This window comes from Arcicella lustrica, assembly GCF_034930985.1.
GTDB classification, from domain to species: Bacteria; Bacteroidota; Bacteroidia; order Cytophagales; family Spirosomataceae; genus Arcicella; species Arcicella lustrica.
In genome coordinates, this window is sequence record NZ_JAYGIM010000004.1 from 263,923 (window position 1) to 290,142 (window position 26,220).

20 protein-coding genes are annotated in these 26,220 nt (G+C 35.5%); 8 read left to right on the forward strand and 12 right to left on the reverse strand.

The genetic code is table 11. From position 1 onward, the window contains the following. Positions 1–33: 33 nt before the first annotated feature. Positions 34–1,425 (reverse strand): GH1 family beta-glucosidase, encoded by a 1,392-nt coding sequence (locus VB798_RS06625; protein ID WP_323257214.1) that lies wholly within the window; start codon positions 1,423–1,425, stop codon positions 34–36. A gap of 205 nt (positions 1,426–1,630) precedes the next feature. Between VB798_RS06625 and VB798_RS06630 the strand changes: the two genes are divergently transcribed. After that, positions 1,631–2,338, forward strand: coding sequence for an Imm49 family immunity protein (locus VB798_RS06630; RefSeq protein ID WP_323257216.1), 708 nt, complete (start codon positions 1,631–1,633; stop codon positions 2,336–2,338). Positions 2,339–2,497: 159 nt separating this feature from the next. On the opposite strand, the gene VB798_RS06635 is transcribed toward VB798_RS06630, so the two are convergent. The 3 genes from VB798_RS06635 to VB798_RS06645 form a co-directional block, all read right to left on the reverse strand. Continuing rightward, positions 2,498–3,022 (reverse strand): hypothetical protein, encoded by a 525-nt coding sequence (locus tag VB798_RS06635; protein ID WP_323257218.1) that lies wholly within the window; start codon positions 3,020–3,022, stop codon positions 2,498–2,500. Positions 3,023–3,697: 675 nt separating this feature from the next. Further along, positions 3,698–4,174: a hypothetical protein gene (locus tag VB798_RS06640; protein WP_323257220.1), complete on the reverse strand. Its 477-nt coding sequence runs from the start codon at positions 4,172–4,174 to the stop codon at positions 3,698–3,700. 465 nt (positions 4,175–4,639) lie between these two features. Continuing rightward, the gene (locus tag VB798_RS06645) at positions 4,640–7,444 is read right to left on the reverse strand and encodes a putative LPS assembly protein LptD (protein WP_323257222.1); all 2,805 of its coding nucleotides are present in this window, start codon (positions 7,442–7,444) and stop codon (positions 4,640–4,642) included. 176 nt (positions 7,445–7,620) lie between these two features. On the opposite strand from VB798_RS06645, the gene VB798_RS06650 reads away from it, so the two are divergent. Continuing rightward, a complete protein-coding gene (locus VB798_RS06650) occupies positions 7,621–8,433 on the forward strand; it encodes an N-acetylmuramoyl-L-alanine amidase family protein (RefSeq protein ID WP_323257224.1) in 813 nt (270 codons plus the stop codon). 74 nt (positions 8,434–8,507) lie between these two features. Next, on the forward strand, positions 8,508–9,467 hold the full coding sequence (locus tag VB798_RS06655) for an MlaD family protein (RefSeq protein WP_323257226.1): 960 nt from the start codon (positions 8,508–8,510) through the stop codon (positions 9,465–9,467). 73 nt (positions 9,468–9,540) lie between these two features. On the opposite strand, the gene VB798_RS06660 is transcribed toward VB798_RS06655, so the two are convergent. After that, on the reverse strand, positions 9,541–10,008 hold the full coding sequence (locus tag VB798_RS06660) for an Lrp/AsnC family transcriptional regulator (RefSeq protein ID WP_323257228.1): 468 nt from the start codon (positions 10,006–10,008) through the stop codon (positions 9,541–9,543). A 17-nt stretch (positions 10,009–10,025) separates the two neighbouring features. After that, positions 10,026–10,928, reverse strand: a complete 903-nt coding sequence (locus tag VB798_RS06665) for a LysR family transcriptional regulator (protein ID WP_323257230.1) — start codon at positions 10,926–10,928, stop codon at positions 10,026–10,028. Between the two features lie 158 nt (positions 10,929–11,086). Between VB798_RS06665 and VB798_RS06670 the strand changes: the two genes are divergently transcribed. The 4 genes from VB798_RS06670 to VB798_RS06685 all read left to right on the forward strand — a co-directional run bounded on the left by VB798_RS06670 (position 11,087) and on the right by VB798_RS06685 (position 16,541). After that, a complete protein-coding gene (locus tag VB798_RS06670) occupies positions 11,087–11,617 on the forward strand; it encodes a GNAT family N-acetyltransferase (RefSeq protein WP_323257232.1) in 531 nt (176 codons plus the stop codon). 195 nt (positions 11,618–11,812) lie between these two features. Beyond that, a complete protein-coding gene (locus VB798_RS06675; RefSeq protein ID WP_323257234.1) occupies positions 11,813–14,212 on the forward strand; it encodes a 3-hydroxyacyl-CoA dehydrogenase/enoyl-CoA hydratase family protein in 2,400 nt (799 codons plus the stop codon). Positions 14,213–14,392: 180 nt separating this feature from the next. Beyond that, entirely contained in the window at positions 14,393–15,568 is a 1,176-nt protein-coding gene (locus VB798_RS06680) for an acetyl-CoA C-acyltransferase (RefSeq protein ID WP_323257236.1), read from the forward strand. A gap of 574 nt (positions 15,569–16,142) precedes the next feature. Continuing rightward, positions 16,143–16,541 (forward strand): hypothetical protein, encoded by a 399-nt coding sequence (locus tag VB798_RS06685; protein WP_323257237.1) that lies wholly within the window; start codon positions 16,143–16,145, stop codon positions 16,539–16,541. Positions 16,542–16,638: 97 nt separating this feature from the next. Here the strand turns inward: VB798_RS06685 and VB798_RS06690 are convergent, their stop codons facing one another. The 6 genes from VB798_RS06690 to VB798_RS06715 form a co-directional block, all read right to left on the reverse strand. Beyond that, the gene (locus tag VB798_RS06690; RefSeq protein ID WP_323257239.1) at positions 16,639–17,214 is read right to left on the reverse strand and encodes an HD domain-containing protein; all 576 of its coding nucleotides are present in this window, start codon (positions 17,212–17,214) and stop codon (positions 16,639–16,641) included. A 15-nt stretch (positions 17,215–17,229) separates the two neighbouring features. Continuing rightward, the gene (locus VB798_RS06695; protein WP_323257241.1) at positions 17,230–18,708 is read right to left on the reverse strand and encodes a SusD/RagB family nutrient-binding outer membrane lipoprotein; all 1,479 of its coding nucleotides are present in this window, start codon (positions 18,706–18,708) and stop codon (positions 17,230–17,232) included. Between the two features lie 67 nt (positions 18,709–18,775). Then, positions 18,776–22,069 (reverse strand): SusC/RagA family TonB-linked outer membrane protein, encoded by a 3,294-nt coding sequence (locus tag VB798_RS06700; protein WP_323257242.1) that lies wholly within the window; start codon positions 22,067–22,069, stop codon positions 18,776–18,778. A gap of 278 nt (positions 22,070–22,347) precedes the next feature. After that, positions 22,348–22,890 (reverse strand): carboxymuconolactone decarboxylase family protein, encoded by a 543-nt coding sequence (locus tag VB798_RS06705; protein WP_323257244.1) that lies wholly within the window; start codon positions 22,888–22,890, stop codon positions 22,348–22,350. Positions 22,891–22,991: 101 nt separating this feature from the next. After that, a complete protein-coding gene (locus VB798_RS06710; protein WP_323257246.1) occupies positions 22,992–23,489 on the reverse strand; it encodes a hypothetical protein in 498 nt (165 codons plus the stop codon). Between the two features lie 182 nt (positions 23,490–23,671). Beyond that, entirely contained in the window at positions 23,672–24,967 is a 1,296-nt protein-coding gene (locus VB798_RS06715) for a DUF5690 family protein (protein WP_323257248.1), read from the reverse strand. 248 nt (positions 24,968–25,215) lie between these two features. Between VB798_RS06715 and VB798_RS06720 the strand changes: the two genes are divergently transcribed. Continuing rightward, entirely contained in the window at positions 25,216–25,998 is a 783-nt protein-coding gene (locus VB798_RS06720) for an HAD hydrolase-like protein (RefSeq protein WP_323257250.1), read from the forward strand. The last annotated feature ends 222 nt before the right edge of the window (positions 25,999–26,220 follow it).

Consider the following 26,220-nt stretch of genomic DNA (forward strand, 5'->3'; position numbering starts at 1 on the left):
AAAAACTCATAGCTCATCGCTGAAAGCTCAAAGCTATTTTAAAAACTCTTCAAACCATCTCCCCGATTCTTTCACTGTTCTTTCTTGGGTTTTGAAATCTATATGAACCAAACCGAATCTTGGTTTATAACCTTCTGTCCATTCAAAATTGTCTGTCAACGTCCAAGCTAAGTAACCATTTATATTTACTCCTTCTTGCTTGGCTTTCAAGATATGTTGTAAATAACTTTGGTAAAAGGCTACTCTTTGGCTATCATTTATCTTTCCGTCAATTAATTCATCTTTAAAAGCCGCACCGTTTTCCGTCACCATAATTTGTTTGATGTCTTTGTATTCACCAAACTGTTTCAAAATATTGTACATTCCATCAGGCGACACTTCCCAGCCCAAGTCCGTTACATTATCAATCTTTCTGGTTTTAGGTTTTACTTCAAGGGCTTTTAAATAAGGAATCCAAAAGGCACTTTTCACTACCAATTTAAAGTAATTCTGCACACCAATAAAGTCGAAATCAAAAGCCAATTTCTCCATATCTCCCGCATGAACATATTTTTTCATCATATTTTGTAGAAAAGGCAGCTCATGTACAGGATAACCCAAGCCCAAAGTAGGTTCAAGAAACAAACGATTCAGTAAAGCATCAATGCGTTTGGCAGCTCTTTTATCATTTTCGCTATCGGTAAAAGGCTCGATGAATGAACAAGAAAAAGTAGTACCAATCACTGCTTCGGGGACATTTTTTCGGATAATTCTTCCACCTTCGGCTTGGCACATGGCTACGTGATGTACGGCTGGTAAGAAATTCCTCATACCCAAACGACCGGGCGCATGATAGCCCGTCATATAACCCAAACCTGTAAAGCCTGCGGGTTCATTTAGTACCAACCAATGCTTTACTTTGGCAGCAAATTCTCGAGTAACAACTTCGCAGTAATCCGAAAACCAGTCGATAACATCACGGTTTGTCCAACCGCCTTTATCTTCTAAGCTTTGGGGTAAATCCCAGTGATAAAGCGTGACATAAGGTTCTAATCCGTTTTCTAAACAACAGTCTATTACTTGATGATAAAACTCTAATCCAGCCTGATTTACCTTGCCAGTGCCATGCGGCAAGATACGTGTCCAAGCAATAGAAAAACGGAAAGTATTAAAATTGAGCGATTTTGCCAGTAAAATATCTTCTTCAAAACGATGGTAGAAATCGCAAGCTACTTTAGCATTTTGCTGGTCTTTGATTTTATTCTTTTTATGTGAAAACTTATCCCAGATAGATTCACCTTTACCATCTTTATCCCAAGCACCTTCGTTTTGAAAAGCAGCCATGGCTATTCCCCAAGCAAAATCTTTCCCGAATGCTTCTTTTGAAAAAGTATTTTCCTGCACAACAGTAGTGGGCGACAAACTAATATATTGATTCTCTTGCATTTACACCTAAAATTTTGGGTTGCAAAAGTAAGTATAAAAATCGTTATTGTTATGTTAAATTTTTGGAAGGGAAGGTTGGCTTGGTAAATTGGTTGAGAACAAATGCTATTCATTAATTTTGGTTTATAGGAAATACTAAAATCTGAATATGAAACTAAAGAAATTGTATTAATAAAACTTAATCCATTCAATTAAAATGAAATACGTGAGTTTAGAAGAAACCCTGAAAATTTGTTTGAGAGATGAGAAAATTTGTTTAGAACGAATAAATTTATCTGAGTATAGGAATTGGGCTATAGGAAATCTAGAGTTGACAGCCAGAGGTATAGCCATTCATTCTATGTATGTTTTAAATGATTATGTTAAAGCCAGAGAACATTTTTATAAAGCCGCTTTATGTGGAGAATATATGGTGAGAAATTATGATGAGCTGATGGATACCTCAATTTATAAAATTTGCTGTGCTGTGTTAAGTGACAATACAGATATTATTAATCGCTATGGAACACTAAAGAATAAAGTGTCAAACAAGAATTTTATTGGTTATATTTTTAATACTGCCATTAGGTCTATTATTACTGATAATGCAGAAGAGCTTAAAGCCCAAATTGAGAAATTAAAAATAACTGTTACGAAGAAAGGAAATAAAGGTTTTACAGGAATGATTAACGTTTGTGAGGGTATTTTGAACAACAACAAAATACTAGTAGAACAGGGGTTACAAGAATTAATTAAAACACACGGAAGAAGAGGTGAATTTTGGTATGCAAAAACCTATTTTTCATTTGAAATAACAGCATTAGCTAAGTTAGCTTGGCGAAAAGGGATAGAAGTAGAAGTAGATAGCCCATTAGTACCCAAAGAGATGTTACCAGTCAGAGAACTTGATAATTATATTGGTTATGAATTTTAACCATTGCTTGGCGTAGGGTGTTTTTTAACAACAAAATAGTCGCCTTCTTGCAAATAACCTGACTAACAGTAGAAATTCTGTGTCCATTAAATACAAAAAGCTGTCGAACAACTAATTTCGACAGCTTTTGGTGTTTTTAATATTCGTGATAACTCACTCTTAATAAATCGTCTTATTCGCTTCGTTCTCGAGTAATATCTCTTTGTCTTCTATGTCATTCTGTACTTTATCAATAAGATATACTAAAAACAATGCTACGATATTTATTGAGAGGATGACTGAGTTATCGCTTGCATCAAAGTTGAGTGTATTTTCAGCAAGTGAAAAACCTGAGATAACTTTAAATGTTTCGGTATAACTAATACCCAACGACAGCATGATGCCTGCTACAAACTTTAAAGTAATGCCTGAAAGCGTAAAGTTAAAGATTTGTAATACTTGACTAAGCAATGAAAATTGTAAGCCTTTGTTGTGTTTTCCTTTCACAAGTAACTGCCCACTATACACCGATAAAGCACTCACAGCTAAACAAAATAAATACAGTATTGCTATTGTTTGATTAACAGTATTTGTTTGTAATAGTTGATAAATGGTAAAGCCAATACCTGTAACACCACCTATAATTTGATAATAACCAATGTTGTTGAGGATTGTTTTTTGGTCTTTGTTAAGTTCTGTTTCCATAATATTTCGATTGCTTGAATGAAAGTTGTTGACTATTTACTGTACGTAAAATCTATTCAAAAAGATTGGCAAATTTAAGAATAATTTTACTCATCGTATAGTCTCTAAAACTGTGTCATAAGTAATAATATTGTAGGTTTTATCCTGATTTCTGAAAAAATTTGATAGTTTTTACCTAATTAAAAGCTTAATTATCACACAAATGTCTAGTACTCAATCAGCTAAGACAATAGTTGTGTCAGCTCATCTTTTTTTTAATCAATCGTTCCAATTCAAATAAAGAATTAAAGCCCATAAAGCTTCTTTATTGACCTGATTTCATTAACACCTCATCAATTTTTAATCATCATTAAACAAACTCTATTGACACTCCACTAATTTCTAATTAACACTCACCATTTTTTGTTGACATGCCAGCAATTTTTAGTCAGCTTTCACCATTTTTTGTTGGCTCATCATCAATTTTTAATCAGCTTTCACCATTTTTTAATCAGCTTTCACCATTTTTTGTTGGCTCGCCATCAATTTTTAATCAGCTTTCACCATTTTTTGTTGGCTTGCCATCAATTTTTAATCAGTATTGAACAAATTATGTTGGTGCTTTATCAAAAAAAATAGCGTAGCCTACCTTTTATAAATGATAAGCTACGCAGGTTAGAATATTAAAAACATTAATTACTGATTGTTATCTTTTTTAGGCTTTTTAGAGGATGGTCTTTTGTATCGTTGGGCAATTCTATCTACTAAATCTTTCATTGAACCGTCTTCTTTGCATGCTACTTTCAATAGTTTATATACTTTATCCGAAGCAATCATTGCATCGGCGCTGGCGGCCAACATTGTGTCGTCTATCCTATCTAATAAATCTGCTACTGCTAGTTTAACACTTCTTAGCTGACTAATTAATACTACATCTTTTTCAAATTCTTCGGTATCAAAATCGCCTGTCATTTTGTTGGGATAGCTTTTAGCGCCCTCCAAGCACAGTAACACATATTCAACGCTTTTAGAACCCATTACTCTGCTAGGACTTTGGTCTGCTGGCGTACTAATTAAAAAAGGTAATTGGTCTTTTGCTTGTTGCAAGAAAGCAATTGCTGCTATTTTGTCGGCTTCGTTCAAAACAGCTGAAATTTTGTTGGATGCACTCATACCAGTAAGTTTTATTAAGTTAGAAAAAAGATTTTAGAGAGCGTCCTTCGTAGAATGTCTTATGGAATAATGGTGTTTACTATTCAATTTTCTCCAATAAGTATATATTACGAAGTATGTTGCAAGAAGAAAGGTAATCGGTGTCGAAAATCAGGTGCTTGCTACCAATCTTTTGCCTTAACAAACGTATAAAAATTATTGATTGTTTAGCCATAAAACAGGAAGAAATTATAGGGATATTTATTAAACGGTAATTCAATATTCAATTCAAGACTTTAATTGGAGATTTTAGTATTTGTATGAAGATAAAGCAAACTCAATGAGTAATACTTCTACACTGATATTCAGACAAATAAAGATAGATTTCGATAAACAAATCAGCCCAACTCGTCATGACGAATTGGGCTGATGATGGAATATTTATTTTTAAGGAATACATCCCTCACAAGGCATAAATCTTAGCTATTAAAAACCTCCTCTATCATAGAAAGTATTTCTACGTGAAAGTTTTAATTCTTGCAATAAAGCTGATTTCACTCTGATGGTGAAATTATAAGTACTTGAACGACCATAATATGGACTGGCGATTGGTGTCCAGTCGAAATTAGCTTCCCAACAGTGTAAATCTCTATGAATACTAATGTTGGTCAATGAAATCCCTTTGTTCACAAAATCATAACCAGAACTCAAGGTGAAATTCCATTTCTCCGTCAGTTTCACATCGCCTTTGAAAGTCAAGGCACTTACAATCGTAGCAGGTGCAAAACCTGTTTTGTTCATGTTGTAGTTAAAACCAAACTGAAAACTCCAAGGCACAGACCAGTCAACATAATCGTTGATGTTTCTGTTGATTTGATTCATTTGTCCTTCAGTACCATTGCTATTTTGTTTCTTTTTATCGGCTACGGCTGGTTTAAAGCTTTTACTTACCGAGAAGTTTAAGCTTGCTAATTTGGCAAAACCTTCGCCCACACTGATTAACAAAGTATCAATTCTACGTCCAGAAATTGAATATCCATCATTTACATATTTGTATGGATCTAACGAACCACCCAAATTAATATCAAATTTTCTCACTCTTGAATTCGCACCAAAATTCAAGTTAGAAAGTTTGTATTGGGTTGCGAAGAAGTTATAATTTCCAGTCAACGAGAAGTTATCAATTAACATCATTTTCTCAGATTCTTTCTGCGCAGTATCCGACTTCGCCCTGAGTTTCGCTTCTAAAGTATTCTGAATCCCGAAACTTATCCCCCCTGATTGACTACCACGGTTGGTTTGCGAAGGATTGAAGTTTGAAATATTCAAGAAATCACCCGGAAGGGTTTCTTGTCCTGCTAAAGAACTTGGAATGGTTTCCCCTTTTTGATATTTATGAACTCTATTATTGATTTGAACCGTTTGATAAAAACCATATTTCGGGTCTGTAAAATCGGGCGTATAATTAACACTAATAGAAGGCGATAGCGTGTGACGAATGCCTTGTAATCTACCTTTTTTGAAATTGATAGTTCCGTACAAACGAGTATTCATACTCATCGAGAAAGCATAGGTATAATCAGCATAAAATGCACCACCTCTCAGTGTATCAATAGCTACTGCACCTTTTTGGGCAATAGTATCCTTACTGTATCGACCCGCTAAATCATTTTCTTTTTTGAACTCGTATCTATACTTCTGCTGATAAATGTTTCCAGAAAAGTTAAAACCAGGCGTTAAGTTAATGTATTTACCAATTTTGATATTCGGTAATGAAATCGGAATACTGTATTGTGCCTTAAACTGCGCATTCTTTAACAACTCTGGTAAAGTTGATAAGTTGAATGGAATCACACCGTCTCTGGCAAGGTTAGTGGCTGAATTAGCGGCTGTTCTTGGGTCGATGATAACAGGTTTGGTTGGGTCAAGGTCAAGCGTATCAATAGTTCTATAAACAGTATAACCAAAGTTGTTGTAAGAACGGTTGGTTAATGCCACTTGGTTGGTAATACCATACGTTCCAGAAACATCTAAACCCATACGAAATTGGTCGATAAAACGGTCGGTAACAGCATTTTTCTTTTTAAAAGGCTGAAATTGGTTTAACCCAAAAGTATAATTGGTATTGACATTTACAGCTTTCGTTACTGTGTTTTGGTCAGCCTGTAAACTTAAACTTGTACGAACAGTTTGCCCAAAATTGCGGGAATATTGTACCGAAGAGTTTAAAGCCGTAGAGATATAACTACTTGTATTTACGCTATTGTACTGGCTGTTTGAATTACTTTGTAAGTTAACCGATGCCGAAAAACTAGAATTTCCACGACTTTGTGGTGAGTGCGACCATTGGATACCATAATCACTTCTCGACTGGCGGTCGAACTCGCTACCATTATTACTTTTTCTGAAATTCAAATTAAAAGTACCTGAATAACGATAACGTTTGATATACTGTGAATTGGCAGCAATCCCGAAACTTCCTTTCGAGTAAATTTCACCTGTAAGTCTTAAACCGATATTCGGACTTAAAGCAAAATAATAACCACCATCCCGCAAGAAGAAACCTCTACCTTGTGGTTCTTCACCATAAGTAGGCATGATAATACCAGAAGTACCCGATTCTTGAGGGGGTTTATAAGGGAAGAAACCAAAAGGTAAACCAATTGGCAAAGGAATTTCGTTTAATTCAAAATGGAAAGGCCCTGCTACGATTTCTCTTTTACCAACCACCTTAATTTTAGTAGCCCGAATATTAAAGTGGGGATGTTCCAGATTACAAGTAGTATAAATAGCGTTTCTGATATAAAGGTTATCTTCATTATCCTTTTTCACTTTTTCACCCTGAATCAAACCATCGCCTTGCGTGGTGATAAGTCCTTTAATAAAAGCCTTTCTACTTTTAAAATTATACCTGATTTCCTCTGCATCATAAGGCTCGCCACCTTGTTTAAAAATGGGTTTTCCAACGATTTTATTCGTCGTCGAATCTTTAGTACCCTGAGCAAAAACTACATTCTTCGCCCAATCGAGCTGAATGAAATTTGCTTCCAGTGAAACATCACCATAAGTAACTTTAGCTTCGCCATACAGATACACCACTTGGTTTTCGGTATCCATAATGGTAGAGTCTTTGGCAGAGTAAATAACCGTAGTGCTAAGGTCACTTTCTTTTTTTAAAGAATCAGGTAAGCTTTTTGTAAGACTTTTCTTGGTAGAGTCTAAACTAGCAGTATCTTTAGGAATTACTGTATTAGCTTTACTGGCTTTAGGTTTAAAGGGTTTTCCGCCCAATAATCTTTGAGCCGAAGACTGATTTAGTGTTATAAGCCCTAAAAGTAAGCTAATTACTATACTGAATATGTGGATTGCTTTTTTCAGAAGTCTTTAAAATTTATATTTGTCTTTTATTAAACAACGCACAAAAATACTTCATTACTTGTTGAACATAGCGAACCAACCCGAAAATAATGTTAAAGTTTGTTAAAGGTTTTTTAATAATCACTTGGATTTGCTCGCTCAGTGGTTTTACTTTTCAAGATTCCCTTGTTGAAGAATCAACAAATCAGCCTGTTTCATTGCAGACTAGAGTAAGAACCGTTGTACTAGATGCTGGTCATGGCGGGAAAGACCCCGGTTGCCACGGAGCCAGCAACGACGAATCTAAAATAGCGCTAAAAATTGTTTTAGAACTAGGAGAAAGAATCAAAGATGAATATCCAGAAGTAAGAGTAATTTATACTCGCACAAAAAATGTCTTTGTAGATTTGCACGAACGTTCTGCTATTGCCAATAGAAATAAAGCAGATTTATTTATTTCGGTACATTGTAATGCGCATCATTCCTCTAAACTTGCAGGAACTGAGACCTACACAATGGGGTTACATAAAACAAGTAGCAACCTTGATGTGGCAAAGCGAGAAAACTCCGTAATTTTGCAAGAAGCCAATTATGAAAAAAACTATAATGGCTTTAATCCGAATTCACCATTAGGGCATATCATGATGGCAAATTACCAAAGTGCCTTTATGATGAATAGCCTTAAGTTGGCACAAAAAATTGAAAAACAATTCAAACAAAAAACTGAAAGACATAGCTACGGCGTAAAACAAGCTGGTTTTTTAGTACTTTGGGAAACCGCAATGCCGAGTGTATTAGTAGAATCTGGTTTTTTAACGAATAAAAACGAAGAACAATATTTAGCTTCTCAGTCGGGTCAAAACGAAGTAGCAGAAGCCATTTTCAGAGCATTCAAATCATATAAAGAAGAAATTGAAAATTAGAATAATTGATTGTTTCTAGCAAAAAATCATATTTGTTCCGATTAATCAATTGCTAAAACTTCAATAATCAACACATGAACATCTCTAAAGAAACCAAAATAGGAATACTTGCCATTACAACCTTTGTAATTTTATACCTAGGATTCAACTTTTTAAAAGGACAAGATTTCTTTACCCAGGAAAACAAATACGTCGTAATCTACAAAGATGTACAAGGATTAACCGCAGCGAATCAAGTTTCATTAAGTGGAATGAAAATTGGACAAGTAAAAGCTGTAGAGTTAATAAAAGGGGAAAACAACCAAGTAAAAGTCGTAATCAGTATCCGAAAAGATTTACAATTACCCGAAGGAACCAAAGCAGTTTTAGCTTCTGATGGATTATTAGGTGGGAAACTCATCAGAATTGAAATGGGAAAATTCTCAGGAAAATTCATTGAAGATGGCGGAAATTTAGTCGCTTCTTCTGAAACAGGCGTAACTGATTTATTAAAAGAAAAAGCCCTCCCATTGATTCAAAACCTTGATTCATTAACAAAATCGCTTCGTATCGTTGCTAAAAGTTTTGAAAATACGGGTGTGGTGGTAAATGGTTTTGTAAAAAATTCAGACCGTTCGGTTGGTGTTCTAACTTCTTCATTAAATGCTACTATCAACGAAAATAGAAATAACTTAGCAGGAATTTCTGCCAATATGAAAACCCTTTCTGGTAATTTAATTGAAACAGAAAAAAGCTTAAAACCATTGATTGGTAAATTTAATACAATGGCTGATTCGCTTAATGCTTTGAAAATTAGCGAAGCGGTAGCAACAACGCAAAAATCTTTAGAAGGACTCCAACGCATTATGCAAGGCATTGAAAAAGGTCAAGGTTCAATGGGTAAATTATTGAAAGATGATTCACTTTATACCAACCTCAACCGTTCAGTGGCTGATTTAGATAAGCTTCTAATTGATTTCAGATTAGCGCCAAAACGTTATGTAAACATTTCTGTTTTCGGAGGCAAGAAAACACCACCACCAGTGGTGAAGTAATTTGTGAATGGGAAGTGGCTTCTATAAGTTAGTTTTCTAAAGAAAATCAATCACGAAATCACAATTCACTCACTCACAAATTAATTGGTACAGGTGTTTGGCTTTTTATTTCGTTGACAACAAATCTGCTTTGAGCATTTCCAATATTCGAGAGTGTCGCTAATTTATGTAAAATAAAATGGCGATACTCATCCATATCTTTCACCAATACTTTCAACAGAAAATCGGAACCTCCCGAAATGCAATAGCATTCTACTACTTCAGGCAAGAGTAAAACATCTTTTTCAAATTGTTCCAAGAAACTCGCTGCATGTTCTTTCAGCGTTACATCTACCAAAACCACCAGACTTTTCCCCAATTTAGATTTGTTCAGAATGGCGGTGTATTTTTCAATTACTCCTTCGTTTTCCAAACGTTTTATTCTTTCATGAATGGGCGTAGTCGTGAGGTTCAATCTTGAAGCAATTTCCTTGTTTGTCATCAAAGCATTTGCTTGCAAGAACTGTAATATTTGTAAATCAATATTATCTAAAGCTGCCATAATCGGAAAATTAAATGTTATTTTAACAAGCGTGCATCACTAAAATCTAAGGAATCTGATACTTTCAGGAAATTCTGTAAAACAGGGTTGGTATCATCTTTTCGCCAGATTATTGATAGATTCGTTCGTTCTGGAATGTTTTTCATTTCGATAAATTTTACCTTCATTGCCGAACTAAATTTATATGAAATCGGCATCACTGAAATTCCTAAATTGTGTTCAACCAACTTCAAAATCGTCGCCCCATAATTTGATTCATGCACAATATTCGGTAAAAAACCTTCTCTTTCACAAATCCTCAAGAGTAAATCATGATATACCGAACTTGAATTTCTGGGCGGTAAAATAAAATTATCGTTTCTTACTTGTGCCAAACTTTCAAAGTTATTTTCATTGATGGGGTGGCTTTCAGGTAAAATTAAAGCAAAAGGTTCTCTAAAAACAACTTTTGAAGTAAGATACTTATCAGGATGGAGTTCCCGAATAAAAGCAACGTCAATTTCATGTTTCTTCAATGCTTCAATCACAGAGCTATCAAGCATTTCAGATAAATTGGTTTTAATATTCGGGAAAAACAATTTCAAAGCCGATAAAAGTGGCGGAATAACCGAGTAAATCGCCGAACCGGGATGTCCAATTCTAATTTCTCCTTCTCCCCCATTATGAATCAATTGCGTTCTGTGTTTGATATGCTCCAATTGCGAGAGTATTTTTTGTGCTTCATTACTCAAATACTCTCCCGCTGGCGTAAGTTTTACATTTCGTTTATCACGTTCAAACAATAAAACACCCAATTCTTTTTCTAATTGCTGTATTTGCCTACTCAAAGCTGGTTGTGCAATAAACATTTTTTCTGATGCCTTTGAAAAATGAAGCTCAGAAGCGACTCCCAAAAAATAAGTTAACTGTCTAAAATCCATCGTTTATTATTTTAAAATCAAGAAGTAAATGGATAAGTGCGGTATTTTCTATTTATGCCTAAAAAGCATAAGTTGATATAAATTAAGCATTTTTTATTATAAATAGAAAATGGTTTATTTGTAAAGAAGAATAATATACGTTTAAAAAGCTCGTTCTTATGAGTAATAACCCTCAAATTAAAGAAGCAAATAGCGCAGATGTAGTAATACTTTGCAAGCTTGGCGAACAAACTTTTATTGAAACTTACGGGCATCAAAATACTCCTGAAAATCTTCAAGCTTATCTTTCTAAACATTTTAGTCAGGAACAGCTATTAAGTGAAATCCAAACAGAAGGTACAATTTTCTTAATGGTTGAACTGAACGAAGAAATAGTAGGCTATGCTAAACTAAGAGTAAATAAAGCGGAGTTTTCAGACAGAAATGCCCTTGAACTAGAGCGTATCTATGTAAAAAAGGAATTTCATGGGAAAAAGTTGGGAGCTTATTTACTTGATCAATGTATTGAAAAGACAAAGGCTGTCGGCTGTGACCTGCTCTGGTTGGGTGTTTGGGAGTATAATTTAAAAGCACTGAACTTTTATAAAAGCTGGGGGTTTGAAATAAGTGGGACACATATTTTTGTATTAGGAGATGATGAGCAGACAGATTACTTGATGACTAAAGAATTAAATATACTTAAAGTATAAGTACTCATTTTTTAAAAATGTGTATCAAAAGCATTTACACTTTTCGTGTGAATTTTTAGAAAAGGTTAATACATAAAATCCCTACCGTTGGTGGGGATTTTTGTTTTATAAAAGATTGAAATAAATAAATGGTATGCTTGCATAACAAATTTATTTTTATTTAACTTTACCTATATTTTTTATAAAACAAACAACATGAACCGTTCAATTAGAAAAGTAGCCGTTTTGGGCTCTGGGATTATGGGAAGCCGTATCGCTTGCCATTTTGCTAATATAGGCGTTGAGGTCATGCTTTTGGATATTGTTCCGAAAGAACCCAACGATGCTGAAAAAGCCAAAGGGCTTAGTATTACTCATCCTGCGGTGCGCAATCGTATCGTTAATGATGCTTTTCAACAAACTTTAAAAGCTAATCCTGCGGCATTGTATTCTGCATCTTTTGCCAATAGGATTAAATTAGGAAACTTTGAAGACAATCTTGCCGAAATCAATCAATACGATTGGGTGATTGAAGTAATTGTTGAAAATTTAGCGATTAAAAAATCTTTGTATGAAAAAGTAGATGCTTTGCGTAAAGCTGGTACTTTGATTACTTCTAATACTTCAGGGATTCCAATTCATTTAATGGCTGAAGGTCGTTCGGATGATTTCCGAAAACATTTCTGCGGAACACACTTTTTCAATCCTCCTCGTTATCTGAAATTGTTGGAAATCATTCCAACGCCTGCTACTGATGCTTCGGTAATTGATTTCTTGATGCACTACGGCGACCGTTTTCTGGGTAAAACTACCGTTTTGTGTAAAGATACTCCTGCCTTTATTGCCAATCGTGTGGGCGTGTACTCGATGATGAAAACCATGCAAGTGGTAGAAGAAATGGGGCTGACCGTAGAAGAAGTCGATAAACTTACTTCGGTAGTGGTAGGTCGCCCGAAATCTGGTACTTTCCGCTTATCTGATGTTGTAGGTTTAGATACAACCATCAACGTTTCAAATAATTTATATGCAGGTTTAACCGACGACGACGCTAAGGACACTTTCGTTTTACCAGAAATGGTGAAAAAACTCCAAGAAAATAAATGGTTGGGAGACAAAACTGGTCAAGGTTTTTACAAGAAAATCAAAGGAGCAAATGGCAAATCAGAAATTTTGGCATTGAATCTAAAAACGTTTGAGTACGTACCTTCTCAGAAAGTGAAATTCTCAGTTTTTGAACAAACCAAAACTTTGGCTTTGAAAGACCGCTTTGCAGTTTTGTTGGCCGACAAAGGCAAAGCAGGCGAATTTTACAGAAAGACTATTTTAGATGGCTTTAGCTACGTAACAAAACGTATTCCAGAAATTTCAGATGAATTATACCGAATTGATGCCGCCATTTGTGCAGGTTTCGGTTGGGAAATGGGTTTGTTTGAAACTTGGGATGCTATCGGCGTAGAAAAAGGACTTGAGCTGATGCAAAATGAAGGCATGAAATCAGCAGATTGGGTGCATGAAATGTTGGCTTCGGGAGCAAAAACTTTCTACAAAAGAGAAGGTGGCAAACGCTTGTATTATGATATTCCGACGAAATCGTATAAAGTAATTCCGGGAACAGAATCCTTTATTATTTTAGAAAATCTTTCTAATAATATCGTCTGGAAAAATGCTGAAAGTAATGTGTATGATTTGGGCGATGGTATTCTGGGTTTAGAATTCCGTTCAAAAATGAATACGATGGGTGCTGGCGTGATTGAAGGCATTCAGAAATCAATTGCTTTGGCAGAAAAAGACTTCCGTGGTTTGGTTATCGGAAATGACAGTACAGAAGCATTTTCGGCTGGGGCAAATTTGGCGATGTTGTTCATGTTTGCGATTGAACAAGAGTATGATGAAATCAATATGATGATTGCTCAGTTCCAACAAACGATGATGCGAGTACGATACTCTTCGATTCCTGTGGTGGTTGCTCCGCATTCTTTGGCTTTGGGCGGTGGTTGCGAAATCAATCTTCATGCCGACAGAGTAGTGGCTGGTGCTGAAACTTATATGGGTTTGGTAGAAGTTGGCGTAGGTTTGATTCCTGCGGGAGGCGGAACAAAAGAAATGGCTTTGCGTTGCTCTGATTTATACAAAAATGGCGACCCAGAATTGAATACTTTGCAAAATGCCTTTATGAATATTGCAATGGCAAAAGTAAGTACTTCAGCACAAGAAGCTCTTGAAATGAATTACTTGCGTCGTGGTGATGAAATTGTTCTAAATCGCTCTCGCTTGATTGCAGATGCCAAACAAGCCGCTATTGAATTAGCCGAAGCAGGTTATACTCAACCTAAAAAGCGTACCGATATTAAAGTACAAGGCAAAGCAGGTATTGCTCTTTTCAAAGCAGGTATTCAAGGAATGAAAATGGGTAGATACATTTCAGAACATGATGCCAAGATTGCTGAAAAATTAGCTTACGTAATTTCTGGAGGAGATTTGAGTTATCCACAATTGGTTTCTGAACAGTACTTATTAGACTTAGAACGTGAAGCTTTCCTTTCGCTTTCAGCAGAGAAAAAGACTTTAGAGCGTATCCAAAGTTTATTAAATGGCGGAAAACCGTTGAGAAATTAGTTTAAAGCTGTGAGTTATGAGCCTTGAGCTATGAGTTTTTAAAAAAAATTATTACACACAAAAGCTCATAGCTCAAGGCTCACAACTCAAAGCTTTTACGCAATTTATTCAAAATCACAATAGTTTAACAGCCCAAAGCTCATAGCTTACGGCTCAAAGCTATACAAAAGCTAAATTAACATGAACGCATATATCGTAGCGGGCTATCGTACCGCTGTTGGAAAAGCCCCAAGAGGTGTTTTCCGTTTTACAAGACCCGATGATTTGGCAGCGGAAGTTATCAAACATTTGGTGGCACAAGTACCTGCTTTAGATCCTACTCGTGTAGATGATTTAATTGTAGGTAATGCCGTTCCAGAAGCAGAGCAAGGCATGCAAATTGCTCGCTACATCGCCCTTTTATCATTGCCACAAAATGTACCAGGTTTTACCATCAACCGTTATTGTGGTTCTGGTTTAGAAGCCATCGCTTTGGCTTCGGCTAAAATTCATTCGGGTTTGGCAGATTGTATCATTGCTGGCGGAGCTGAGTCTATGTCTTTAGTACCTACAACGGGTTACAAAATGGCATTGAATTTTGAAATTGCGCAGAAACATCCTGACTATTATATCGGAATGGGTTTAACAGCCGAACAAGTACGTGAACAATTTAAGATTTCTCGTGAAGAGCAAGATGAATTTTCGGTAGCATCTCATACCAAAGCTTTGGCGGCCCAAGCAAATGGTTTGTTCAAAGATGAAATCGTACCAATTACAGTAAAAGAAACTTTTTTTGATGCTAATTCAGGCAAAAAGAAAACCCGTGAATATGTAGTTGATACCGACGAAGGTCCAAGAGCGGGGACAACAATGCAGGCTTTATCGAACCTAAAACCTGTTTTTGCTGCTGGCGGAACAGTAACGGCAGGTAATTCTTCCCAAACTTCAGACGGTGCAGCTTTTGTAATGGTGATGTCGGAAGCGATGGTAAAAGAATTAAATCTTGAACCGATTGCTCGTATGGTTACTTATACTACGGCTGGCGTTGAGCCTCGCATTATGGGTATTGGTCCAGTAGCGGCTATTCCTTTGGCTTTGAAAAAAGCAGGATTAAGTATCAACGATGTCGACCAAATAGAATTGAACGAAGCCTTTGCGGCACAATCATTAGCAGTTATTAAAGAACTAGATTTAGATCGTTCAAAGATAAATGTTAATGGTGGAGCAATTGCTTTGGGACATCCACTGGGTTGTTCAGGAGCAAAACTTTCGATACAATTATTTAATGAAATGCGTCGTAGAAATCAAAAGTACGGCATGGTATCAGCCTGTGTAGGTGGCGGACAAGGTGTTGCTGGTATTTATGAATTGTTGTAGTTTAGGTTTACTAATCATACAAAAAGGGTCGGTATTTACTGACCCTTTTTTTGTGGGCTAAAGAGTTTCCCCACTCAAAAATTGCGGTTTTTTTCGGTTTTTATATACTAAAAGTATGTCTTTAGATACTAGAAGTATATCGAGAGATACTAATTACAGCAAAAAAGTATCTCGTTAGATACTAAAAGAATATCACGAGATACTAAATACCGCAATTTCCCGCAAAAAAGATGCTCTCGACACTCTTTTAGTATCTCCAGACATTCTTTTGGATAGTTTTAGCCCTGTTTTTGATGGTGGAAATATTTCTCAAAAATCACTCAAATAAGCGCTTGCCATTCATCCTTGAAAATCACCAGTCGAAAGAAGTCGATTTTGGTATCCCCTATTCAAATTACCGTTTATCAATACCGCAAACCGACCATTGGTTTTTGCGTTGAAAGTATCAAGCCATCTGCTAATTTTGATTCAACAATAAAGCAAAAAACATTTGTAAGTAATTAATAAACAACTGTTTAACCTCTTAATTTTAATTTAAAATAAAAATTTAACCGTATCTAAACAAATAAAAACAATGAGAACTTTAGCACAAATCATCGCCATTGCAACTTTAACAACTAGCTCAATTTTCGCAAATCCTATCGCAGGAGAAACAAGTGTAAATGCCAACAAAGCGAACAATTTCGCCATCGGAATGTACCAAAGCGTTGGTACTTTAGATATGCACCTTACCTTAGATAAAATCGCTGGAAAGACAGTAAGTGTTTTAATTAAAGACAAAACTGGCAAAGTTATCCACACTGAAAAAATTGCCAAAAATGCTCGTTCATATCATGGAAAATTTGATTTACAAGAACTTAACGATGGTGCTTATACCATTGAAATAACAGATGGTACTGATACGATTACTCGTACAATCAATATCAATTCTGCAAAACCACAAGAGATTACTCGTACAATCGTAGTGGAATAAGCTATCATATAAAACTATAAAAAGCGAAAGGCTGTCAGAATACTGACAGCCTTTCGCTTTTTATAGGAAGTTAAAATTTAATGCAACACAATGCTGCTTAATTCAATCGATAACCAATGTGTTTCCAAGCCATTTGTTTGTATTTTTCTAAAGATGGCTTTTCAAATTCTACTTCTTTTGCCTTATCGTCCCAATCTCTCATTCTAATGTATAAATCAAAAAGAGGCATTCTTTCAAATGATTTTGCATCCTCTTCTGTCATTACTCCACCTTGATACTCCAATGTTTTCTTACTGGCTTCCGAAAGTTTTTGGTAATAATCAGGATACTTGAAAGTTAAGTATCGTTTTGCTTCAACGTGATTTCTGACTAAAAGAGCAATTCTATTTGAAAAACCATTTTTGTACAGAAAATTAGCTCCCGCAATTTCATGTCTGATATTTCCTAAACCATTCATTTCATCACGATTTGGCAAAAAATGTCCAATATCATGAAAGAAAGCCGCTAAAATTACTTCTTCATCATAGCCTTCTTCTTCTGCTAACATGGCAGCTTGAAAACTATGTTCTAGGATAGTTAATGGTTCGCCGACGTATTCGTCGGCACCATTAATTTCATAAAGACCAAAGATTGAATCAAGTCTTTGACGGAGGATAGATTCAGAGATTGTCATTGGTTGATAGGTATTTTATTTAATTAACCACATTGCTGCGTTGATATTTTCGCCTTCAATTCCTACTCCAAACTGGCGAGTCAAGGCTTCTTTTAAATTATCAATATTAGTCGATTGCTCAGATTGTGGATATCTAAAACGCAAAGGAATTTTTGTTCCGTTTCCTGTTCCAGCCCCAATCAAGAAACTTGGAATACCTGTTCTACGCCAGTTGTAATAAGCTTCATAACCTGAATTCTGGAAGAAAGCGATATACTTTTGGCTCAAGATTTGTGTCAAACCTGTTGCATTATTTCCAGCATATTTTACAGAAGCTTGTGCTAAATAAGCTGTAGCATCTGAAATACCATAGAACGACATCGAAGCTTTTATACCACGTTCGTACCAATCTTGTGCATTACCAGTAACCCAACCTTGATTTACTGCCTCAGCAATGTTGAAACACATTTCTGGATAAGATACCAAGAAAGTATTTTCGCCAGTGTATGAACTGTAATAACGCTTACGGCTTTGGAATGAATACTCTCCACGACCAGCCTTTGATGACATATCTGCTAAATCTTCTCCAGAACTTGCACCAACATAAGCTTCAACATCTGTAGCTTTTAAGCCTTTTGCAATTTGTGCTTCAGCAGGTTCTGATACTACAAAAAGACGTGGGTCATTATTGTTTTTCAATAAGTCGATATAAGTTTTCGACATATTTTCACGAGTAGCGTTATTTCCTAAGTTATCAGGGTTACGTGGATATTTGTTGTTTACACTCCAAACATATTGTAAAGATTCTGATAAATCAGTCATTAATGGATATTTCGTTGGGTTAGCAATGATAGCTGCAAAATCTTGTTTTACTTTCAAATCTGCATCATCTGCTTTTTTACTTAAATGAATCAATACTCTTAATCTGAAAGTATTAACAGCTTTTTGCCATTTTCTTAAATCACCAGCATAATAAATATCTCCATCTAAAGATTTATCACCCGCAGTAATCAAAGTGGCTAAATCATTATTTGATTCTTCTAACCATTTCAATACTTGAATGAATACTTCTTTCTGCGTATCATATTTTGGTTTATCAACCGTAATTCCTTTTAAAGCATCTTTTACCGGTAAATCACCTACTCTTAAAGTCATGTTTGTGTAAGAGTAAGCTCTTAAAAACTTACCTAAAGCAGAATACGGATTCAAAGTTTTTGCACCACTTTTCAAAGCTTCTTCTTCTAATTTCACTACGTTTTTCAAAGTAGTAAATTGCAAAGAAGCATATTGCCAGTTGTACTCGTTTGTATCGTAATAGGCATAATTTGAACAATAGAACTGATTGTTACGCATGGTGCCATTCCAAGCACCTTCGTTCATTCCGTTCAAAACACTTCTTAAAATAATAGCAGAAGGTACGGAAGTTGGTAAGTTGGGGTTTTGCTCCAACAATTGGTAATCACTACAACTCGCTAAGAGTGTGATGATTAAGAATGATAAAATATATTTTTTCATGAGAATTTTTCGATTGTATTCATTCTCTTACTTTCCGAAAAAAGTAAGAGAATTGTGCTAAATATGATTAAAATACAATATTGATATTGATACCGTAACGTTTCATCGTTGGTGTTTGTAAACCTGAAGAAGCGTTCAAACCTGTGTATTGGTCTAAGTCAACACCATCATGCTTGCTGTCGATGAAGTAAAATAAATTACGACCAACCAACGATACTGAAGCTTGTTTGATGAATGTTTTTCCTAAAATAGCTTGTGGTAAAGTATAACCTAATGTTACTTCACGCAATTTCGAGAACGTTTTGCTCATCAAGTTACCTTCAGCAGTTCCGTTATAACGGCTAATATAATCTTGTGCATAAGTTTTGATGGTATTTGGTGCAAATTTCAACTGAGTATAATTGTTAATTAAACCAGTTTGTGCATCGTAAGTTGGAGTACCTTCTACAATCATTACGCCTTCGCCGATATAAGTTTTAATACCTTGCGCATCAAAATCACGTGCGATACCAAAAGCTCCTTCTGTAGTTTCGATATGACGACCACCACGGAATGTTTGCTTACGGATATAGTCTTCGATGATACCACCCACACGACCGTCAAATTGGAAAGATAATGACCAGTTTTTATAATTTACTTTGTTGTTGATTCCCCAAACGTAATCTGGATTTGCATAACCAACTAATGAACCAGCATTGTTTTGAATTGGGCGACCACCAGCATCATTGATGATTTGACCATCTGCTGTTCTTTGGAAAGTAGCTACATATACTTTATCAATTCTATCGCCGATATTGATAAACTGAGAACCTGAATTACCCCCAACAAAATAGTTTGAAGCCAATCTATCAATCTTAATCCCGTTTTCGTTATAAACTTCTTGTAACGTTTCTTTGAAAGTTGACCAGTTCAAGGCTACATCCCACGATAAATTATTACGTTTTAGCGGTGTTCCTTTTAAAGTAATTTCCCAACCTGTTTTCTTTGTTAAAATACCATTTACGATTGCAGAAGTATAACCAGTAGTCTGTGATAAGTCACGGCTAAAAATTCTTGGTCCATCATTTGAAGTAAAGTAAGTAACGTCAGCAGAGAAACGGTTTTTCAATAAACTCAATTCTAAACCAGCTTCAATTTGCTCAGAAGTATTTGGTTTTAAAGATGGATTATTCAATTTATCAGAATATGTAGCACCAGGAAGAATATTGTAAGATGGTCTGATTCCATAACCAACTGAGTTGGAATAGCTTGGTCCATCATAAGAAGAATTGTAACCCGAACCATAGTCTAATGGATAACTAGAACCAGGTGTTGCTCCAATTGTTGATTGTGTCAAACCATCTTTTACGTTAGCATAAGATGCACGGAATTTCAAGAATGATACTGCTTCTGGCATTTTCACATAATCCGAAACAACTGTTGTTAAACCAAATGAAGGATAAAAGAAAGCGTTATTTCCTTTTGGTAAAGTTGAAAGACGGTCAAGACGACCCGTTGCAGATAAAGTAAATAAACCTTTATAAGTAAAGTCAGCTGAATAATAAGCACTTTGTACTTCCATGTCCGACAAATAACTGAATGCCTTGATTGGTCTCAAAGAGTTAGCAAAAGTATAAACGCCTGGTGTATTCAAATAATCGGTAGTTACATAACTTGAGTTGTATTTGAAACTACGGATGTTACCACCTGCCCACACTTTTACGTCAAAATCATTGGCAAATTTCTTGTCAAATTTCACTAAAACATCTGTGTTGTTTTCGAACAAAGTACGTTTGTCTTCACGGTAATCTCCTTTTGCTTCTTCACGACCATAAACGGTTGCTGAGAAAGGGAATTTTTCTGAACGGAATATATCATACGTTGTAATTGAAGTACGACCAGTAATGCTAAAATTATTATTGATTTTATAATCTAAAGAAGCATATCCGTAAATATCATTTTTATAATGACTTCTCAACCATTCATAAGCCACAAAGTAAGGGTTGTTATAACGTTGATACTCAGCATAAATTTGTTGACTACCTTCTTTACCTGCTTGCCAGTAATTACGCATATCGTCAACGCTCCAGTCGGCACCACCCCAAATTACCATATTGTAAATCAATGAGTTTGGTCCATAATTTACGTCTGGAATATTAGGTGTAGATTGACGATTGTAGTTAAGGTTGGCGTCAAATGTTAATTTATCTGAAAATCTGTATTTCGTAGAAATGTTGAAGTTAGCAGTATTTAGTTGTGTGTTAGGGACAATTCCTTTTTGGTAATTGTGTGATAATGAAAAACGAATATCCATTTTATCATTACTACTTGCTACCGAAATATTGTTGTTCGTCAAAACAGCATCACGCAAAAAACGTGTAAGGTTGTTTGCTCCACGGGCAGTCCAAGGAGTAGGAATACGTTTTCCAGTTGCTGGATCGATAGGTGAATCGTATTGAGCGATTTTTTTCTGACCAGTTGGGTCAAATTTTGGTCCCCAAATATCATAGTCACCATCATTTTTTCCGCCGCCTCTACCATCTACGAACTCATAACTACCGTGGTCACCGGGGCCATAAAGGTCTTGTACTCTTGGTATGGTGTTGAAACCACTCTCAATCATGGTCGAAGAATTGAACTCGACCGAGAAACCACGTTTATCTTTTGTGCCTTTTTTAGTTGTAATCAAAATAGCACCATTTTTTCCTCTAAAACCATAAAGAGCGGCAGCGTTAGCACCTTTCAATACAGAATATGTTTCAATGTCGTCAGCAGAAATATTCCAAGTATCCGAGTTGATAGGTACACCATCAACTACATACAAAATATCAGAATTACCTCTTAACACTACATTTGGGCGACCTAATAATTCAGCTGATGGACCAACCGTTAACCCTGCTACTTTACCCGTTAAAGAGTTAATAGAGTTTGGCTCACGTGCTTTGATTAAATCTGCACCTTTTACTGTTTGGATTGAGTTTGAAACTGTTCTTCTTTCTTTAGAAATACCCAAAGCAGTAAAAACAACTTCACCGATTTCCTTAGTATCTAACGCTAATACTACATTTACTACCGACTTAGCACCTACTTGTACTTCTTGAGCTGAATAACCAACAAATGAAAATTGTAAAGTAGCTGAAGATGAAGTAGCGATTTTGTACGTTCCATCTGCGTTTGTAGTCGTTCCTTTGTTAGAACCTTTAATTCTTACACTTGCTCCTGCTACGGGAGTGTTGTCTGCACTGTCTGTTACTTTACCCGTAACAATGCGTTCTTGGGCTTGCGTAACGAACGACAAGAAAAGAAACATCACTGCTAAGAACGTTGCGCTCTTAGTCAAGTTAAGGTTTCTTTTAAATTCAATTCGTAAAATGTTTTTCATGTTGATTGTGAGTAAGGTTTTTAATTCCTCGCAAAAGTATAACCTTGCTTTAACCACAACTTTAGCAGAACATTATCAATCCATGAACAATAAATGTGAATAAGTATCCCTTATCGGGATTAGTGTTAGGGGAATATTAGGGAAAGGTAAAATGGCTATAGAAACTAAATCTTTGTCAGGGAAAGACACTTTCTAAATATAAAAATACCCACTAAAAAACGTAATCGCTACGCTTTAGTGGGTAATATTTTTAAAATATCAATAAATGGCTTTGTTATTTAATACTGAGCTTCGTAACCTACTAAAGCCATTTCCTGACCCATTTCTAAGTATTCTTCTTTTTTCTGTGGCGCCCAAGTACCAAGTCCGTCCACATAACGATTATACATACAAAATGCCGAAGCAATTAAAACCGTATCATGAATTTCACGATCTGTTGCTTGATGTTCACGAGCTTTGGCGATGTCTTCAGGCAATACATTTTTTCCTCCTATTTGTACTTTGGTAGCAATATCTAATAAGGCTCTGAGTTTCGGAGAAATCGGTGTTGAAGCAAAGTTTTCTTTGATGTCGTCAATCAAACTTGCATCACAACCTAAATGTGCTACCGCTGCTGCTGCATGAGAAGTATGGCAAAAATGACAATCATTTAAATATGAAACGTGCGCAGCAATCAACTCACATTCTGCACTATTCAAACTTGAATCGCTACGAAGTAAAGCTTCTGCAAGATTTAATAAAGGAACAGCCGTTACTTTGCTGTAATCTAATAAGCCAGTAATTCCTGGCAAATTTGGGTTGGTAAGTGTTATATGTGCCATTGTCTTAAATTCTTTGATTGATGGAAATTAAAAATCTGTCGCTATTTACATAGCAACAAACACCAAAGTTTCTGCCGAAACGATGGTAAAATCATTGAATATTAAGACAATTCGGGAGGCGTAAAAAAGGAAGTACTGTAATCAGTAGGCAAATATGCTTTGTAAGCAAAAGTTTGAGCAACCTTACTCAATTCCGTCCATTGAGATTTAGCAAGGTGCATTTCATTGCTTTGAATGTAATTAACGGATAAAGATTTACAAAGCTCCAAGGCTTTTTTCAAAGGAGACTCTTTCTCTGAATGGTCACGAGCAAGAATTGTATTGATTTCATCTGACAAAGAAGCAAATCGTTCTCTTGCCGATTGGTTGGTTTTAATTTTGGTAATTAAAGTATCATTTTCATAACGTTGTTCGATAACGTTATAAAATTCACCTTTATATTGAATCAAAGCTTCTGTAGGAGAAGTATTATGAAAATCTGCTGTGTAAGGCAATGAAATCGGAATTTTAACTTCCAAGAATTCATCGTTGGCTTCAAAAGGTGTTGCTTGAGCGTATTCTTTATCAAAACATATCAAAACTATCCCCGTACTGAACATATTGTACAGCAAAAGACAAAGAAGCGATATGCTAATGATTCTTTTCAAGACTAATCAATTGATAATTACCCTCAAATTTATACATTTTTTTGAATATTATTCAGATTTTTTAGACTTAAATCAGCATTGCTTTTGAAACCCAGAACAATATTCAATTTTCGAGTTTCCAACATCAATAAAGCCTAAATTGTACTTACAGAACCAATTGAGGAAGAAGATTTCGACGTTAGCTTTCGATTAAAATAAAAGAAAGAAATCGTTATCAATACCATTGAAATTAAAGGTAAAAACAAAGATAAATCTGTTAGTAAAGTAAGCCAAGAAGTATTTTTAGTACCAAAATTCTGATAAATTAAAATCACGACACTGCCCACATAACCACTAAAATCTGCTAAGTAAAACAAGAAGCCAACATTGGCTTTTTCTTTCAACACTGCCAAAAGTCTTTCGAAAAGCATTCCGTTAAATGGTACATAAGCCATATAAAGCCCTATTCCCAAATAAACCGACCACCAAAAAGGAGAAGTAGTATGATTTAAAAATGAAACTGTGGATACTAGAATCAGCACAGATCCCGAAAAAATCATTAAATGATTCATCCAAAAAGCTTGCTTGTGGTCTTTCACAAAATACATAAAAGCCGTAAAAGCACAAATCACTAAACCAATCAAAGATTCTGTTTGTGTAAAAATTGAAGCGTTGGTTACGCCTATTTCCCGCCAAATTTCTACGCCAAAATTATCTCGAATATCTCTCAGAATCGTCATCAATACATAAATCGCAATCAAGGAAATTAAGCCAAAACCATACTTTTTCAAGAAGCTTTTTCTGTCAGTAGCATCCATTGGCAAACGTTCTGACCGTTCTGATTCATCAATTTTACTTGGTTTCGGAGCGATAGACATCGCATACACTGAAAGTAATAATAAAGGAAAAAATACCAAACCCGTTAAAAAAGGCATCCAGTATTCATTCACGCCAATATTCACAAAATACTTGCCGATAGATTTCACCATGCCCGAAGCCACAATAAAACTTACGGCTAAACCTGCACCCAAAATTTCGGTAATTTGTCTGCCTTCTAAAAAACTAAAAACCAAACCATAAACCATTCCTAAACCCAACCCATTCAAATATAAAAATACCCAATTGTATGGCGATGGCACTAAACCAAAGAATAATAAATTCACTTCAGCAAATAAAATCATGCCTATGATATACTTCGCTCTTTGATGCGCTTTTACTTCAGAAACTATCTTGATACCCAAGCCCTTGGCTGTGGCATAGCCTAATACTTGCGAAATGACCAGGACGATTTTGTAGTCGATTCCCCAAAGAGTAACGTCGTGGAAATCGCCCGCTGTGAAGGGTTTTCGAAAAGCATACATACAGAAATAAGTACTGAATGCCGCTAAACCTAAATAAATAGCAAGGAATATTTGAGATTGACGATGAAGAAAGTTTTCGAGTTTGTTCATGGATGAAAAACACTTCTAATTGGGCATTATCGTACTCTAAGAATGTTTCCAAAGAAGATTTTTTATCACAACATTACAAACAAAAAAGTCTATAAATCAGCACTTTACAAAGCCTTAATCAAGATTTAACCTATGCTTAAAATGAGAGTAATTATCTTTGATTTCAAGAAAATAGCATCTCAAATCAGAGACGATAGCATTCCAATATTTACGAAAGAAATGCTTGTTATTATTAAATCAAAAAGCAAATGTCACTTATTGAATTAGTCATTTTTGATATGGCGGGAACTACCGTTCAAGATCGCCACGAAGTAGAAATGTGCTTTATCGAAGCCGCTACACAAACAGGTTTAACCGTTTCTCCAGAACGTGTTTTGGCTTTACAGGGATATTCGAAAAAATATGTTTTTGAATTATTATGGTCTGAAATGATTGGCGATAATCATCCAGACTTACGTGAATTCGTTAATAATTCGTATCATGTTTTCTGCGAGATTTTAGAAAACCATTATCACAACAATGATATTTTCCCAACAGACGGCTGCTTAGAAATCTTTGATTATTTGAAAAGTAAAGAGATAAAAATTGCTTTGACTACAGGTTTTTATAGAAAAGTAACCAATATCATTTTACAAAAATTGGGTTGGTTAGAAGGACTCAACGCCAATTATGTTGGAAACCAAAACACATTAATTCAAGTCTCTGTGGCATCCGATGAAGTACTGAAAGGTCGCCCAGAACCTTTGATGATTCAGAAAGCAATGCAAATTCTTCAAGTAAATGATGCTCAGAAAGTTATTAATATTGGTGATACGCCTTCTGATTTAAAATCTGGTGTGCGTGCAGGATGTAGAATGTCTTTGGGTACAACGAACGGAACGCATACTCGCCAACAATTGAGTATCCATAGAAATGATGGTTTATTGAACAAAGTTTCTGAGATTAAAGACATCATCGAAAGTCTTGAAAATGAGCGAACTGAAGACAAAATGGATTTTCCTTTCTTGAAAAAACTTAATTTTTTGCTTTAGTAGCTTTGAGCTATGAGCCGTCAGCTTTGAGAAGATTTAGACCCTTCAATTTTATTTGAACAATAACTAATAGAAAGGAAAACCAGTTTTTAAACCAAAACAAGTAGCGGCAAACCCTTGCGGTTGCCGCATCCTAAACGTCCATCTTCGTTAACAGGATATGCCATATAAATAGCTCTGTCTTCATGAGATTGCGCCACATATAAAATCTTTTCATCTGGC

What these genes read in the sequence shown, in the direction of transcription:
- VB798_RS06705 (WP_323257244.1), bottom strand. Translation starts at nt 22,890, where the DNA reads ATGGCACATATAACACTTACCAACCCAAATTTGCCAGGAATTACTGGC.
- VB798_RS06640 (WP_323257220.1), bottom strand. Translation starts at nt 4,174, where the DNA reads ATGAGTGCATCCAACAAAATTTCAGCTGTTTTGAACGAAGCCGACAAA.
- VB798_RS06675 (WP_323257234.1), top strand. Translation starts at nt 11,813, where the DNA reads ATGAACCGTTCAATTAGAAAAGTAGCCGTTTTGGGCTCTGGGATTATG.
- VB798_RS06665 (WP_323257230.1), bottom strand. Translation starts at nt 10,928, where the DNA reads ATGGATTTTAGACAGTTAACTTATTTTTTGGGAGTCGCTTCTGAGCTT.
- VB798_RS06625 (WP_323257214.1), bottom strand. Translation starts at nt 1,425, where the DNA reads ATGCAAGAGAATCAATATATTAGTTTGTCGCCCACTACTGTTGTGCAG.
- VB798_RS06655 (WP_323257226.1), top strand. Translation starts at nt 8,508, where the DNA reads ATGAACATCTCTAAAGAAACCAAAATAGGAATACTTGCCATTACAACC.
- VB798_RS06700 (WP_323257242.1), bottom strand. Translation starts at nt 22,069, where the DNA reads ATGAAAAACATTTTACGAATTGAATTTAAAAGAAACCTTAACTTGACT.
- VB798_RS06650 (WP_323257224.1), top strand. Translation starts at nt 7,621, where the DNA reads ATGTTAAAGTTTGTTAAAGGTTTTTTAATAATCACTTGGATTTGCTCG.
- VB798_RS06695 (WP_323257241.1), bottom strand. Translation starts at nt 18,708, where the DNA reads ATGAAAAAATATATTTTATCATTCTTAATCATCACACTCTTAGCGAGT.
- VB798_RS06720 (WP_323257250.1), top strand. Translation starts at nt 25,216, where the DNA reads ATGTCACTTATTGAATTAGTCATTTTTGATATGGCGGGAACTACCGTT.
- VB798_RS06715 (WP_323257248.1), bottom strand. Translation starts at nt 24,967, where the DNA reads ATGAACAAACTCGAAAACTTTCTTCATCGTCAATCTCAAATATTCCTT.
- VB798_RS06680 (WP_323257236.1), top strand. Translation starts at nt 14,393, where the DNA reads ATGAACGCATATATCGTAGCGGGCTATCGTACCGCTGTTGGAAAAGCC.
- VB798_RS06685 (WP_323257237.1), top strand. Translation starts at nt 16,143, where the DNA reads ATGAGAACTTTAGCACAAATCATCGCCATTGCAACTTTAACAACTAGC.
- VB798_RS06670 (WP_323257232.1), top strand. Translation starts at nt 11,087, where the DNA reads ATGAGTAATAACCCTCAAATTAAAGAAGCAAATAGCGCAGATGTAGTA.
- VB798_RS06710 (WP_323257246.1), bottom strand. Translation starts at nt 23,489, where the DNA reads ATGTTCAGTACGGGGATAGTTTTGATATGTTTTGATAAAGAATACGCT.
- VB798_RS06690 (WP_323257239.1), bottom strand. Translation starts at nt 17,214, where the DNA reads ATGACAATCTCTGAATCTATCCTCCGTCAAAGACTTGATTCAATCTTT.
- VB798_RS06635 (WP_323257218.1), bottom strand. Translation starts at nt 3,022, where the DNA reads ATGGAAACAGAACTTAACAAAGACCAAAAAACAATCCTCAACAACATT.
- VB798_RS06660 (WP_323257228.1), bottom strand. Translation starts at nt 10,008, where the DNA reads ATGGCAGCTTTAGATAATATTGATTTACAAATATTACAGTTCTTGCAA.